10 protein-coding genes are annotated in these 15,033 nt (G+C 55.2%); 6 read left to right on the top strand and 4 right to left on the bottom strand.

Annotated elements, in window-relative coordinates:
* Positions 1–50 precede the first annotated feature (50 nt).
* Positions 51–2,162, bottom strand: coding sequence for a response regulator (locus IE065_RS08935; RefSeq protein WP_189514160.1), 2,112 nt, complete (start codon positions 2,160–2,162; stop codon positions 51–53).
* Between the two features lie 247 nt (positions 2,163–2,409).
* Between IE065_RS08935 and pyk the strand changes: the two genes are divergently transcribed.
* A complete protein-coding gene (gene pyk, locus IE065_RS08930; protein WP_189514158.1) occupies positions 2,410–3,843 on the top strand; it encodes a pyruvate kinase in 1,434 nt (477 codons plus the stop codon).
* An 18-nt stretch (positions 3,844–3,861) separates the two neighbouring features.
* On the opposite strand, the gene IE065_RS08925 is transcribed toward pyk, so the two are convergent.
* Genes IE065_RS08925 through IE065_RS08915 form a run of 3 tightly spaced genes read right to left on the bottom strand, consistent with a single transcriptional unit; the run spans position 3,862 to position 6,214 of the window.
* A complete protein-coding gene (locus IE065_RS08925; protein ID WP_189514156.1) occupies positions 3,862–4,734 on the bottom strand; it encodes a CsgG/HfaB family protein in 873 nt (290 codons plus the stop codon).
* Positions 4,735–4,761: 27 nt separating this feature from the next.
* A complete protein-coding gene (locus IE065_RS08920; protein WP_189514155.1) occupies positions 4,762–5,079 on the bottom strand; it encodes a DUF4177 domain-containing protein in 318 nt (105 codons plus the stop codon).
* Positions 5,080–5,101: 22 nt separating this feature from the next.
* Positions 5,102–6,214, bottom strand: a complete 1,113-nt coding sequence (locus IE065_RS08915; RefSeq protein WP_189514153.1) for a PEGA domain-containing protein — start codon at positions 6,212–6,214, stop codon at positions 5,102–5,104.
* 247 nt (positions 6,215–6,461) lie between these two features.
* On the opposite strand from IE065_RS08915, the gene IE065_RS08910 reads away from it, so the two are divergent.
* The 5 genes from IE065_RS08910 to IE065_RS08890 all read left to right on the top strand — a co-directional run bounded on the left by IE065_RS08910 (position 6,462) and on the right by IE065_RS08890 (position 15,001).
* Positions 6,462–7,586, top strand: coding sequence for an AAA family ATPase (locus IE065_RS08910; protein ID WP_200163455.1), 1,125 nt, complete (start codon positions 6,462–6,464; stop codon positions 7,584–7,586).
* 69 nt (positions 7,587–7,655) lie between these two features.
* Positions 7,656–8,585 (top strand): DUF58 domain-containing protein, encoded by a 930-nt coding sequence (locus tag IE065_RS08905; protein WP_200163454.1) that lies wholly within the window; start codon positions 7,656–7,658, stop codon positions 8,583–8,585.
* 16 nt (positions 8,586–8,601) lie between these two features.
* On the top strand, positions 8,602–10,794 hold the full coding sequence (locus IE065_RS08900) for a BatA domain-containing protein (RefSeq protein WP_189514149.1): 2,193 nt from the start codon (positions 8,602–8,604) through the stop codon (positions 10,792–10,794).
* 3 nt (positions 10,795–10,797) lie between these two features.
* Entirely contained in the window at positions 10,798–13,245 is a 2,448-nt protein-coding gene (locus IE065_RS08895; protein WP_189514147.1) for a hypothetical protein, read from the top strand.
* A gap of 4 nt (positions 13,246–13,249) precedes the next feature.
* A complete protein-coding gene (locus tag IE065_RS08890) occupies positions 13,250–15,001 on the top strand; it encodes a DUF4175 family protein (RefSeq protein ID WP_189514145.1) in 1,752 nt (583 codons plus the stop codon).
* The last annotated feature ends 32 nt before the right edge of the window (positions 15,002–15,033 follow it).

Genomic DNA, 15,033 nt, shown 5'->3' with positions numbered 1-15,033 from the left:
GAGGATTCGCAGATACCCTGCAGGCATTGAGGTAATGATCTGAGCTGATTTTATACTCGTGCTGGAATGCGACCGAGGACGGTGGCTAAGGAAGATACTTTGATGGGTTTACTGAGATAGGCGTTCATGCCTGCGCGACGGCATTTTTGCTCATCGCCTTTCATTGCGTTGGCGGTCATGGCGACAATGGGGATATCTCGGCAGGCGATGCCGTGGAAGCCTTCGCGTATAGCACGGGTGCAGGCGTAGCCGTCCATATCGGGCATCATACAATCCATAAGTACACAATCGACGGTTTGGCTGCGGAGAAATTCCAATGCTTGTAGGCCGTTTTCGGCTAGATAAACAGTGTGGCCGAGGCGTTCGAGCATTTCAATGGCAACTTCTTGGTTGGTTGGGGAATCCTCGACGACCAATATGTGCAAGGCAGCTTGGGGCATTGGCTCGGCGACTTTCAGGGCCTCAGTCCGTGTGTGGGCTGGGCTATCGGGTTGATGACGCTCCAGCATGCGTCGTAATTGGCTGGGGCAGATTGGCTTATACAGGCGGAACACTTCGTTGCAACAGGGGCGTTGACGGTTGTTAATGTCACCAATGAGGACCAGCCGCAGGTCCTTGAGCGCGTCATCGGCCCGTATCTTTTCGCAAAGCTGATTGCCGCTGATTTCGGTTTGCTCGGCTTCAATGAAGACGAAATCAAAGGCGGAGCCTTGCTGGAGTTGTTCGTGGATGCGTCGCAAGGCTGATGCTGTATCAGGCAGTTCTTCTACTTTGCAACCATAGGCGGTCAGGTATCGGCCGACGATTTCACGAACGCGTGGATGGTCATCAACCACGAGCGCGTGCAAGCCAGGCGTAATGCGGATGGAATCCGCGCGAATGTTTTCGCCATCGGAATGGATAAGTGGCAAATCGAGCCAAAATGAGCTTCCGACATCCTTCTGGCTGGTGAATTCAAGTGTGCCATTCATGAGCGCGGCCAAACGGCGTGAGATAGCGAGACCGAGGCCGGTACCTCCATATTTCCGACTCGTAGAGCCGTCCGCCTGTCGGAAGGCGTTAAAAAGGTGCTGTTGTTCCGCTTCGCTGATGCCAATGCCAGTGTCGTGCACTAAGGTGCGGAGAAACGCGCCTTTTTCGGGAGTGTGCGCCAAGTCGATGACTACCGTCACCGTCCCTTCGTGAGTGAATTTAATCGCGTTGCCAATTAGATTATTGAGCACTTGACGATAGCGGAGGGGATCGAGTTGCACCCAATCGGGCACAGAGGTGTCGATGTCCAAAATGAATTCCACTCCGCGATCAGCTGCCTGACGGGCCAGTAATTGGCTACACTCTTCGGCGAGTTCGCGCACAGGGGTGTCTTCGGCTTGAACTTCAAGCTTGCCCGCCTCAATCTTGGAGTAGTCGAGAATATCGTTGATGATACCCATTAGGGCATCTGCGCTGCGTTGGACGGTGTCCGCAAACTGCGCCTGTTCTTCGTCCAGATCGGATTCTTGCAGCAGACTGATCATGCCCACGATACCGTTCATCGGCGTGCGGATTTCGTGGCTCATATTGGCGAGAAATTCTGATTTGAGGCGGGTGCCTTCGAGAGCGAGATCACGGGCGGATCCCAACTCTTGATTGGCGCGCTCAAGGTCCAGCGTGAGCGTTTCGAGCTGCTTTTTCTGCTGGATGAGCTTCATCTCACTGTATTCGAGGAGGCGTATTTTCTCGTTGAGCAAAACATTTTGCAGGCGGACGAGATTATTGATGGGAATCAGGCCAATCAAGTGTTGCTGCTGATCCACGAGGATTGCGTCTTCATAAAAGCGCTCCGAACTACGGCTGAAGACCCGGTCGAGCACGTGCTGGATGAGGGTATCGTTGCGAATGATCTCGGGCGAGGGTGCCATGTGCTCGCGGATCGGTTTCTTGCCGTAAATGGAGTAGCCGAACTGTGATCCAAGTAGGCCGCCGATACGCTCCCTGGCGCACATGCCTACGACTCGGTGGTCGTCCACCACGGCCATAAAATTGAAGCGATGCTGTTGGAAAAGCTTTTGGACTTTGGCAATGCTGGTGCTGCCAGCCACGCAATGGTTGTGACCAACCAGTTCGCGCAGGTTGGTACTTACCGCTGATTGAGAGGCGTCTGTTGTAGGGCCATGGGCCATTGGGAAATTAGAAAAAATGTGGGTGGATAAGCAGACATTGCCTGCTTTCTACACTGAAATTACAGCGCATAAATTGCCATAGCTATTAAAAATTGCCAACCAAATGTCTAGCCTGCCTGTTACGCCAGGGTAAACATTTCCTTCTTTTGTGGGCACAATTACTGAATCTATGTTGGTGGGCTTGAATCTTGGCTGGCAGTTGGCGCATTGCATGCTTTAGAACCATGCAACCCAAACGCGTCTGCCTATGAACATCAGCTATCGACATACGAAAATCGTCTTCACCCTCGGGCCTGCCAGCGAAAGCGAGGAGCGGCTCGAAGAACTTATCCATGCCCGAGTGGACGTCTGTCGGCTCAATATGGCACACGCCAGTCACGAGTGGACCCGTAATTCTATCCGCCGTGTTCGTGAGGTCTGTGAACGCGTCAATCGGCACATCGCCATCATGATGGACGTTAAGGGACCGGAGATTCGCACTGGCGATCTGCCGGAGAAAATCATGCTTGAGGCGGGAGAGCGGTTCGACTTTTTGGTCAAGGGTAACATTTTCGATAATCTGGAGGAGGGGATTCGTGGCGTTACAGTCAATTACCCAAAGTTCGTCGATGATGTGAGCCCCGGCGGGACATTACTCGTCGACAGTGGCTTAGTGCGGATGAAGATTTTGGAAGTGCTGGAAGATCGTGTACGCTGCGAAGTGGTCATTCCTGGCCCCATGGGAAACCGCCGCCATATTAATTTGCCGGGCACACAGATCAGTCTGCCTGCGTTGACGGATAAAGACCGGGCCGACATTGCCTTGGGCGTTGAGGAAGGGGTCGATTTCTTTGCCTTATCCTTTGTCCGTGAGGCAGAAGACTTAGACATCTTGCGCCGTCATTTGGCGTCGCTGGGTTCACAGGCACGCATCATCGCAAAGATTGAGGACCAGACGGCGATTAGCAATCTGGACAGCATTGTGACCGCGTCAGACGCCGTTATGGTTGCCCGTGGCGATCTGGGTATCGAGTGCCCTTACGAACAATTACCGGTCATTCAGCGTCGGATCGTTAAAAAGTGTATTGAGCAGAAAAAGCCAGTGATCATTGCTACGCATATGCTGGAATCCATGATCGAAAACCCGTTGCCTACTCGGGCAGAAGTTTCCGACATTGCCAATGCCGTCTTTGAAAAGGCGGACGCCATCATGCTTTCGGGAGAGACCACCACCGGCAACTATCCGGCGGAATGCGTCGAGGTGATGGATCGTATTGCTCGCCAGATTGAGCGGGAACTACGCAACGATCCGTTGATGCCTGAAGTGCAGCTTAAGACGCCCAAAGCTCAAATGCTGAAAGCATCGACTCAATTGGCGCAGGATCTCAATGCTGGCATTATCGTCTTCTCGCGCAAGGGGTATCTTGCGGAGGTGCTCAGTGCCCTACGACCAGGCTACAGCCCCATATTCTGCTTCACCGACGAGCCGCTGCTCTTTAAGCAAATGCTGTTGCTGCGCGGGGTCGAGCCATTTTTAATGGAATTCTCTGACAACACGGAAACTACGATTTTGAACAGCTTCGAGCGGCTCAAAAACAGCCGTTTCCGCTGGGCTGCACCGGGGGATTGGATGGTTGTCATCACCAATGTTATCGTTGGGGAGCGCTCCATCGACTCTGTCCAAATGCGCCAAGTGCACTAATTTAGGGCCCAGGGGGGGCTATTCAAAGCGGACGATGTGACCGCGCTCGACGCCGTTGTCTTCCTTGAGCATTGCAATGGAGGTGCGTTCGTCGATACGGACGAGGTCCGCATAGCCAAGTAAGATTTCTTCCTGACCAAGCGCGGCCCCGGTGTCGGGGTCCGTCATGGGGGCACCAACGGCGTAAACGACTAGGGAATTATCGAAGGTAAGACCGTTGGCCGAGCCCTGATTGATGGTGATCTGTTTGCCCGATTTAGCGACGACTTTGGCTGGGTAGAGGTCGTTGGTCAGATTGGTGGCGATTTGCTCGGCAAGAGCTCGCGCGGCTTGGAGATAGACGACGGTCTCCAGATTCCCTTCGCGTTCAGCAAAGGCAAAGTACTGCTGGAAGTCTTGGTCGTTGACGGTGGTGCTGTCGCTGGCGATTAGCGCGCCGGTGGTGGCGTCATAGAGGCGAGACACTGCATTGATTCGCAGGATACTGCTCACCTGTGATCGGGCAATGGAGGCAAAATTAGCGCGCTCGGTGTAGAGGTTAAAAAAGTCAATGCCGACGACGAGCACGTAGCTCGCGCCAGCGATTTTACCCTGTTTGGCGGCGCTGCTTGAGTCGAGGTTGCCGGATTGCCCAAGGACTTGCTCTGAGATGACAGGGGGGAGGTCCGTCCGACTGACGACAGTGAATTTGCCTGTCTGCCCGAATGCGTTGATGAGCTGGCCTTGGAGTGCCTCGACGACTTGTGGTAGAGCCACCTTTTCATCTGGGTTGGCTTTGGACTGGGCGACGGCGGGCGAGACATTTACCGGTGTGATGGCCAGTGTGGGCTTGTCCGCCTGCGTGGTGAGAGCGAGACTGAGGAAGGCGAGGGCGGATAGAGCGAGTTTCATGGTGGTTAAACGATGGAAGGGGCGAATTTATTCGGCTGTTACTCTTTTTCGAAGTAACAGGGTGTTTTTTTGCCGTTTGAAGACATAGTTGTATAGGAGACTATTCCCCCTGGCTGAACTGGATTCTGTGACTGATAAACTGACGAGTTCCCATCCCTGCTCACCCAAAGCATTCATGGATTCCTCAGTCATCTGATTTTGAACAATCTTATATTCCCACTTGGTCGGTACCTCTCTGGTTCGTTGGATCGGTTCGTGGTAAGACGAAACTGGGATTGGATACTCTTCTTGGGCGAAGAGGAGCGTGCTGGCTATTGAAATCAGAAAGATGGGAAACAGTTTCATGGTGGCTTATCGTTATGTATGATTACTCATTGACCATGGGAACGGGAAATGGGTTCCCCCAGAGGCTGTTCTCATAGATGAACGACGGCGCTTGATTGGTGTCTACGCGGAAACCGCTCTGGCGCAGCGCTTCGGCTTCGCCGCGGAGTTTCTCAGCTTCGGCGTCATTGAGTTCGCGACCGGTTTGCAGTTCTTGGAGGAAGCCGGAGAGCTCCTGCCATTGTTGCTGGCCATCAGCGGAAAAGTTCAATTGCGCGACGAGGACGAAGCCGTCGTAGAGGTTCACGTTGCGCTCCCAGGAGACGAAGCCGTCGCGGGTCAGGCGAAGTTGGTGCAGGCCAGGGCGGGCGGTGAAGGTGCCTGGCGCGCTCCCTAAGACCACGCCGTCTAGCTCAATGTCCACTCCGGTTGCCTCGATGGGAAACTTCTCGGCGGTCAGGGTGACGACGTTGTTTTCGTCGATAATGACGTTGGGCAGTGCGATGTCCTGAAGGCGAGGGGTGATGGCGAAACTAACTGGCGCTGCGAGTGCGGGAGCGACGGGAATATTGCCGAGTTGGGCTTCCTCGCGGGCATTCTTGGCAATGAGCGCGGCGGCTTGGGTAATCAGCCCGTTGAGCAGGTCGGTGTCCACAATGTTGATGCTCTCATCCTGGCGAAGCATTTCGGAGACGGTGATTTCTTCGCCAACCAGCCCTGCGCCGCCACTGGCTTCCAGTAGGCCATAGGATACGCGAAGGACATAGGTGGTGTTGGCCGTGGCAACGTCATACCCGCGATAGGCAATTTGTTTGCTGCCGAAGGAGACTAGGTTGGCCACTAGCAGGTAATCAGCATCCAGCGTCTGCGCGAGCCGCAGCGCGGAGGAACTCGACGCCAGTGCGCGGCCTAGATTGGTCTGGGCAGGGTCGTTCTCCAGTGAATTGGCCACCTCCTGTCGGCTGATGACGGAGAAGCCTTGTCCATTGAGATTTGCCGCGAGCAGGGACTCCAGAGCATTGGCTTTGTCGGCTAGCTCGACCCCAGCCAAGTTGTTGACAAAGACAGCAGTTCGCCGCCCTTCGGTTTGTCCGAAGGTCGTGGTGGCGAGGCTGAGTAAACAGAGACTTAGAAAACGAAAAAACGATGTCCGCATGAATTACAGCGTAATCAACTTCCCCTTCGTTTCAAAGGCAAATTACTCACCATTTACTTTCCGGCCACCGATTCGAAATTGGGCAAAGTATCGCCATAATCTTTCGCAACTAGTTGCTGATTTGAGGCAGATCTATTTTAGAGCTTAGCAGACGGGTCTATCAAGTGATATAAACGCTGCTTGACCGTATTGGGTTTATGACACTGACTACTTATCGCTTTGATTAACGTTTAACTAATAGTACCCCATGGCTAGACATTCTGATGAAATTGGCTCCGAAAATGAACCTGTTTGGGAAGAAACCGAAGAAGTTCAATACGAAGAGCCCGCGGCAATTGATGAGGCCGCCTACGCTGAGGCGGCAATGCAGCAGGCGACGGACGAAGATATGGAGGCGTTGGAAGTCCTCCGCAATGGCTATGGTGCCATTAAGCAGGAATTGGCCAAGGTCATTGTTGGTCAGGAAGATGTGATCGACCAGGTGCTTATGGCGATCTTCACCAAGAACCACGCGCTGCTGGTCGGCGTGCCGGGGCTGGCGAAGACCTTGTTAATCTCGACACTCGCCCAAACGCTCCATCTTTCCTTTAAGCGCGTGCAGTTCACGCCGGACTTGATGCCGTCCGACATCACTGGCACCGAGATCATGGCGACAAACCCCGAAACGGGTGAGCGCAACTTCCGCTTCATGCACGGCCCGATTTTCGCGAATATTGTGCTGGCGGACGAAATTAACCGAACCCCCCCCAAGACGCAGGCTGCGTTGCTCGAAGCGATGCAAGAGCGTCAGGTGACTGTTGGTGGGACCGTTCATAAGCTGCCCAGCCCATTTTTCGTACTGGCCACACAGAACCCGCTCGACCAAGAAGGCACCTATACGCTGCCAGAAGCGCAGTTGGACCGTTTCATGTTCTTGATCAATGTCGATTACCCCGACACCGACGAGGAAATCGAAATCATGAAGCGTGCTTCCAGCCCCTCCAGCGAGGAGGTTCACGCGATCCTTGACGAGGAGACCATTTTGCAGCTTCAGAAGACGGTTAAGCGCGTGCCTGTCGCCGACCATGTTTTTTCCTACGCTGAAAAGATTGTCCGCATGACGCGTGCCTCAAAAGACCTGTCCATTAAAGATGATTGGGCGAGGAAATACCTTGGCTGGGGGGCTGGCCCTCGCGCGAGCATCAGTTTGATCGCCGCTGCCAAGGCCTACGCACTGCTCCATGGTAACTTCTACGTGAGTTGCGACGATGTTGCCGCCGTTGCTTTGCCAGTTATGCGTCACCGTATTTCGCCGAATTTCCAGGCGCAAAGCGAGGGGATTACCTCTGAATCGTTGATCGAGCACATCCTGAAAACCGTGCCTCGCGCCTAATCTGTAACCCCCCCTGGCGCGACCAGTATGGCTTTTTCCAAGCGCAAACGAAAACGTTCACCCATCAGATTGTCGGAGCCTAAGCGCTCCAACGCTGATACACCAGAGGGCAAATTGCTCGAGCCGTCGACCCTGACCAAGGCCGAGGCCTTGGGCCTGCATGCGCGTAAGGTCGTAGAGGGTGCCATGGCGGGCCGTTACAAGTCACCGTTCACGGGCTTTGCGATTGAGTTCCATCAGCACCGCGAATACGTCGCTGGTGACGATATGCGTCATATGGACTGGAAGGTTTTTGGCCGCACGGAACGTTATTTGATCAAGCAGTATGAGCAGGAGACGAACTTCGACGGCTGTGTGCTTCTAGACGGCTCCAAGTCCATGCAATATGGCTCGGGCGAGACGTCTAAGCTCGACTACGGACGCATCATTGCGGCGGTTTTCTCCTACCTGATCGTCCACGAGCGCAATAGTCTGACGATGAGCATTTTTGACACCGAGTCCCGCTCGATGTATCCCAAGACGAGTAACCCGCGTGCGATGACCAACATCTGCAAGATGCTCATGGACTTCGAGCCTGCGGAACAAACGAAGATTGGCGATGTGCTTCATTCGTTTGCCAACCAGCTCAAAGCGGCGGGGATCACGTTTGTCATCAGCGACCTTTTTGACGACCCGGAAGTCATTCTAGATGGGCTGCGTCATTTGGCCTTTCGCAAGCACGAGGTGGTGGTCTTCCACGTTATGGACCCCTACGAGATTGATTTTCCCTTCGATGGAACGGTCGAGTTTGAGGGACTGGAAGTGGCGGAAAAACTGACCCTGCAACCCCATGCTATTCGCAAAAGTTATCAGGAGGAAGTTCAAAAATTTCTGAGGCAGATTCGCAATGGCTGCGAACAATTCGATATCAACTATATCCTCTGCAACACGGCGGAACCCGTGGGCGAGGTCCTAAACCGCTATCTGGCGACACGCTTGCGCGTGACTGGCCGCTACTAACCCCGAACGCTTTGCTATGACATTTCTCAATGGCGCATTGCTGTTCGGAGCTTCGGCGATCGCCATCCCCATTCTCCTGGAATTGCTAAACCGCACCCGCGTCGAGTATACGAAGTGGGCAGCCATGCAGTTTCTGCAAAAGAGCATCCAGCAGCATCAGAAAAAACTTCGTATTGAGGACCTGCTGCTGCTGCTCATTCGCTGTCTGATCATCATAATGCTGGCGCTGGCGCTGGCTCGCCCGATTTTGCCGGGAGATAACTTTATGGGCCTGTCGAGCACCAGCGCCGTTCTGCTGATCGATAACTCCTATAGCATGAGTACGAGTAACGGGGTGGACACGCGTCGTGACCGCGCTCGCGCCGCTGGAGAGGCCATTGTCGACTCTTTGCCGACGGGCTCCAAAGTGGCGGTGTTTTTGATTTCGGACAATCTCGATCCGGCCATTTCCGTGCCAACTCAGGATATGTCTCTGGTGCGGAGCACACTGCGGAATTTCGAGCCATCGGACCAGTCGACGAATCTTGCTGGGCCGTTGCAAAGTGCGGTGGATCTGATCACCTCGGACCAAGGGGCCAAGGGCGAACTCTACGTGCTGACCGACGGTCAGAGCCTCGGTTTTCGCGACTTAACGCAGGTCGTCAACACACTGGAGACGGCGGCCTCGCGTTTTCCCGCGACCATGATTTTTCTGGGGCAGGGGACTGAGCCGAACTTGGGCGTCAGCCTTTTACGGCCGGACTCAGAACTTGTTTCGACCCGCCGTCCAGTCCGCTTCTACGTTGAAGTCACGAACTACGGCAACACCGAGGCGCACAATGTCAAAGTGTTCCTTGCGCTGGACGGTGGGGCGCCGATCAACGACGCCAACATTGAGCTGATCGAGCCCGGCCAATCCAAGACGGTGTCCATGGACGCGCGCTTGGCTGAAGATGGCTACCACACGGTCACGGCCTCGATCCCGAATGATCGTCTGAAGGCGGACGACCAGCGGACCATCGCCATCCAGGCCCACAACACGATTAACGTGCTCCTCGTCGATGGCTCCGAGGCTAAGGAAGAAAAGGACCGTTCGTTGTTCTTCTTAAAAGGTGCCCTTCAGCCGGTGCCGGAGTCGCGTCGGAGTGAGTTCTATATCCAGGTGGAAGACGTCAACGCATCGCAATTTCGCGCCGCCAATCTTGCCCGAGCGGACATCGTGGTCATCTCCGATGTCGAACGACTCTCAAGCTCGATGGTGGCCAGTTTGGCGGACTTCCTGCGCAACGGGGGGGGGCTGTTGATATTCCCTGGTCCCAAGACCGACACGGCCTTTTATAATGACGTGCTTTTCGACGAATACGCGATGCTGCCTGCCGCGCTCTACATGCCAGGCGCGATTCCCAACGAGGTCTTCAGCTTCGATGCGCGGGCACCAGAGCACCCGATTCCGGCGATTTTTACAGGTTCCTCGGAGGGGTCCCTCGGCACGGCGTTAATCTACGAACGCGCTGAATTGCTGCCAACTCAATGGCCGCCAGAAGAAGAAACTCCCCGCCTGCGCCCGGAGGCGCTTCGTCTCGCTGGTCCGCCAGTATCGGTGCTCAACTACAGCGACGGCACGCCCGCAATCATGGAGCGTGCTTATGGCGATGGTCGCGTGGTTCTGTTTGGTAGCACGGCGGATACTCGCTGGAACGATTTCCCCTTGCGCGCGATTTATTTGCCGTTCCTACACCGGACGATTGGCTACATCATCCAGAGTCAGGATGACCGCCTGAATATTCGCGCGGGTCAGCCCTTCATGCTCAACATGAGTGACAGCTACGCCGACGCCACGGCGACGGTGGAGAGCATTGATAAGCGTGATGTTCCTTACCAGGAAAGCACCACGGTGGAGTTGGTCGAGGGGCAGGCGCGTTTGCGCATCCCCAACGTCCGGCAGGGGGGGGGGTATCAGATTACTTTGGACACCCAGCCGGAGACGATTATCAAGTTTGCCGCCCAGTTTGATCCCTCTGAATCGCGCCCTGAGCTGCTCCCCGATGCCCAAAAGGAGCTGCTGGCAAAATCCGCCCAAGTCGTCACTTGGGAGCAAGGCGCATCATTACGGGGCCAGATGGACACCAACCGTGCCGGCACCGAGCTGACCTCAATTTTCATTCTCTTGGCCTTTGTGTTAATTATATCAGAAACCATTCTGGCTCAACGCTTTAGTCGATCTCGTTAAGTCGTGGATATTGTCAACAAAGTCATTGCATTCTTACTCGGGCTTTCCTCGGCGCAATCGGGGGATCTCTCCGGGGCTGAGCTGATTTTGCGCAGTCCATTGGGTGACTGGACGCTGATTTTTCTGTCAATTTTTCTCTTTGGCGGTGTGATCTGGCTTTATCGCTATACTGCGCGCAAAATTAGCAAAGGGCGTCGTATTTTCCTGATTTTGCTGCGCATTGGCGTGATCGCGGCCATGTTGCTGCTGATCCAGCGTCCGGTGCTCCAGTTGACGGTGGAGGGCACGATTCGCCGCACGCTGCTCATCGGCTTGGACACCAGCTCATCGAGCAACATTGCCGACGTGCGTCAGCGTCAGGAAGACCTCGTGCGCGCTGCCATTGCCAAGGGGGATTTACCTGCTGACCGTGGCCTCAAACAAGGCCTTACAGGCAACGCTGACCAGTATTCTTCGGTGCCTCGGCTGGACATCATGCGCGCGGTGCTGGGCAATACGGACATCGATCTGATTCCGCGGCTCAACGATAAATTCGACTTGGTGTTTTTCACTTTCAACGAGGAAGTCTCCGAGATTTCTAATCCGCTTGAAGTGCCTGAGAGTGGCGAGAACAAGAAGCTGACCGACCTCACTGCGACTAGCCCGCGCACGCAGTTGGGCAACGCGGTCCGCGAAATTCTCGACCGTAAGCGCGGGCAACCACTCGCCGGGATGCTGCTCTTGACCGATGGTGCCAGCAACGGCGGTATGCCGCCCATGGCTGCGGCGACTCAGGCCGGCCAAGACAAGGCACCGCTCTATTTCTTCGGCGTTGGGATCACCGAGCCGCTGGATATTGTCGTCAACAATCTTTACATGCCCGAGGTGGTCACGGTGGAAGACGAAGTCAATGCCACGATCCGCTTCCGTGGGCAAGGTCTGGCGGGGCAACGCGCCAATCTTACGCTCTTTGTTGATGGGCAAATTGTTGACAGCGAATCGGTCACATTTACTGGCAATGAACAGACTGCCACGTTGAGTTTTCTGCCTACCGTAGTGGGTGAATACACCGTTGAGGCCCGTATCGACCCGCGTAGTGATGAAACCAGCCAGGAAAACAACTCGCGCAAGCAGCGCATCCGGGTCATCGATTCCAAGATCAATGTACTGCTGGCTGAGAATACGCCGCGCTGGGAATTCCGCTACCTTGAGGCCGCTTTGGGTCGTGACCGTCGGATCGAGCTGAATGTCTTCCTCAACGGTGCCTCACCCGCCATGGCTGAGGGCGAAGGCTCACATTACATTAAGGATTTCCCACGCGAGCGGGAAAAGCTGTTTGAATACGACATTATTATCCTTGGTGATCTTCCGCCGGAGCTCATTGGCAAACCCGCGATGGAGGCTATGGTTGACTGGGTTTCGCAGTTTGGTGGCGGATTGATCCTACTGGCCGGGCGCGAAAACATGCCCTGGAAATATCTCCAGAGTCCGCTGGCCGACTTGATTCCGGTGGAGTTCCAGTCGGGCGTCACAACGTCGGGCATCGGCAACTACTACGACCAGCCGGTCAATTTGGAAATCACGCCTGCGGGGTCGCGTAATCCAATGATGCAGCTTGAGCCTGACCCAGAGGAGAACGCAGAATATTGGCAGGCATTGCCGCCAATTTACTGGGTCGCGCCCGTCACGCAGGCCAAAGCGACCACGGAAGTGTTGGCGGTGGACCCCTCTCTGCTGCGGGCGACGCGCTTTGGCAAATTGCCCGTTATCGCGCTGCAAGGTTTTGGCTTGGGCTCCTGTCTTTATCTGGGCACGGACAATTTTTGGCGTTGGCGTGCGCTGCGCGGCGGCAATCCATATTGGAATTTCTGGAGCCAAGTGGTCCAGCGCATGGCCCTAAGCCGCTTGCTCACCTCGTCCTCTCTCAGCCAGCTTAATGTGGAGCGTAATGACTATGTGGCGGGCGATCGGGTTAAGGTCTTTGGCCGCTTGTTCAAGCCGGGTTACCGCCCCTACACCGAGGAATCCGTTCCTGCGACGCTGCGCTACGAGCCGTTGGCCGACGCGGAGATTGCTGACCAGCCAAGCACGTCGCAAGTTATCTTGCAGCCTGCTTCTGAGCAGGAGGGATTTTACGAAGTCTCATTCTTGGCCGCGCGACCGGGTTCCTACTCGTTGACGCTTGACCACGACCCTTCGGCGAAGGTTGATGCGCTGGTGACCGACGCCCAATTTGAGCTTGGTGAAACCGCGATGAATGCGTCCTTAATGAAGAAAATGGCAGACGCTTCGGGTGGGCGTTTCTTCCGTGAAGAAGATCTTGCTGGCCTGCCGGATATTCTCGATGCCGAATCCGAGACGGTCGAATCCCACGTGGACCTCGATATTTGGTCTTCGCCGCTCTTTTTTATCATTTTAATCGGCCTGATGACCACGGAGTGGATCATCCGCAAACTCTCCGGGCTGAAGTAACTGTATGAAGGGAAAATTACAGGCTCTGCTGCACGAATCGCTTGCTACCCTCAAGCGCAAGTGGGCGGCGCGTCCGCGTTTGACGCCGCCTGTGCCAGCACGTCCGGTCCATCTGGAAAAGCGCGATTTCGACTTCATGCGAAAAGTCGACGGGGTGCGGAGGCGTTATCTGTTTGAGCGGGCATTGTTCGGGCTGTCGTTGATTGCAACGACGTTCTTGGCGTTTTTCGCATTGCGTTGTTTCATCGACTGGTGGCTGGTCATGCCTTGGTTCCTGCGTTTTTTCGCATTGGTCGCCGAGGTACTTTTCATCGGCGGTGCGTTTTACCGTTATGTGTTCTGGCCGTATCGGCACCCGCCGTCCGACGAGGAAACCGCGCTTATGATCGAGCGTGCTCATCCGAGTTTAAAGACCCGGCTGATTTCCACGTTGCAGCTGATGCAGCCGGGCGTGATCGCTGGCAACACCGCCCCAAGTATGGTGCAGGCATTGGCCGAGGAGACCGAGACTGTTTCGCGGGAAACGCGTTTTGGCACCGCAGTCCCGCTTAAACGCGCGAGCAAAATGTTCGTGCGTGGGCTGTTCATTACTGCCGCTGCGGTGACTGGTTTTTTGCTGGCGGGTGACACTGGGTTGGCGCTGATGCGCCGTGCTCTGCTTTCTTGGGAACCCGTTCCCCGCAAGACGATGGTCTACGGCATTACGGGTGACGTGATCATTGGCTTTGGTGACGATATCGACCTGCTGGTTCGCACGGAGGGGATCATCCCGAAGGAAGGCCGCGTGGAGATTGATTACGAGTCGGGCCGCAGTCAGGAGTTCCCAGTTAGCGTGTATAGCGATGACCCGAAGGTGTTTCATCGGCTGATCGAAGCTGTGCCAGAGACCTTTGAATACAGCGTTTATCTGGGTGATGGGCGTAGTGAGCGTTACACGGTTTCCACCCGTGAAAAGCCTGTCTTGCTCAAGGTGGACGCGCGTTATCAGCCACCGAGTTACACGGGGCGGGCCGCGAAATCCATTTCCTTGCAAGCGCTCGATGTCCTGCCGGGTGGTAAGCTGATGCTCGTTGCCCATTCGAATCAGGAGCTTTCCGGCGGCACGCTGCATCTCGCTGGTTTGGGGAAAACGCAAGAAATGTCCGTTCTTACGGGTAATGTTGAGCAGGCTGGGGGAACCGTTGAAATTCCCCTCGAAGGCCTGACGGGAATCAGTGTCCGAGTGAAGGACGAAGACGGCGTGCGATCCACGGCGTCGCCCGCCTACCCAGTGCGAATAATCGAGGACCAAGCGCCGACCGTAGAGATTGTTTTTCCGGTCGAAATCCAGCAGTTGGTGACACCCGATGCGGATATGCTCCTGAGCTTCAAGGCCACGGACGACAACCTTATTGGCAATGTTTCTTTGCATTATTCCATCAACCGCGGCCAAGAGCAGTCCTTTGAATTGGATATCGGCGAGAATCCCGGGGCGGCGTTGCACAATCGGTATGATTGGCCGTTGGGCAAGATGTCGCCCCTGCTGGAGATTGGCGACATCGTCGAATATTGGATCGTGGCTGAAGACACGAATGACATCACAGGGCCGGGTTCCGGCTCAACCCGTCGTTATGTCGCTCGCGTCGTTACACCGGAGGAAAAGCAGGCTGAGCTGGTTAACCGTGTCCTAGACAAGTTTAATCAGATTTCCGGCGTCGCCTCAAGCCAGCGAACGGTCAATCAGGACCTCGGGAAACTCATCGATCGCAAGGAATGATCCTAGTTGTCCTATATGCTGTAAGCCCGCTG

This window comes from Cerasicoccus arenae (assembly GCF_014651635.1).
GTDB lineage: Bacteria > Verrucomicrobiota > Verrucomicrobiia > Opitutales > Cerasicoccaceae > Cerasicoccus > Cerasicoccus arenae.
Note: the sequence above shows the minus strand (reverse complement) of the source record. Positions and strands in the feature narration are given on the sequence as shown.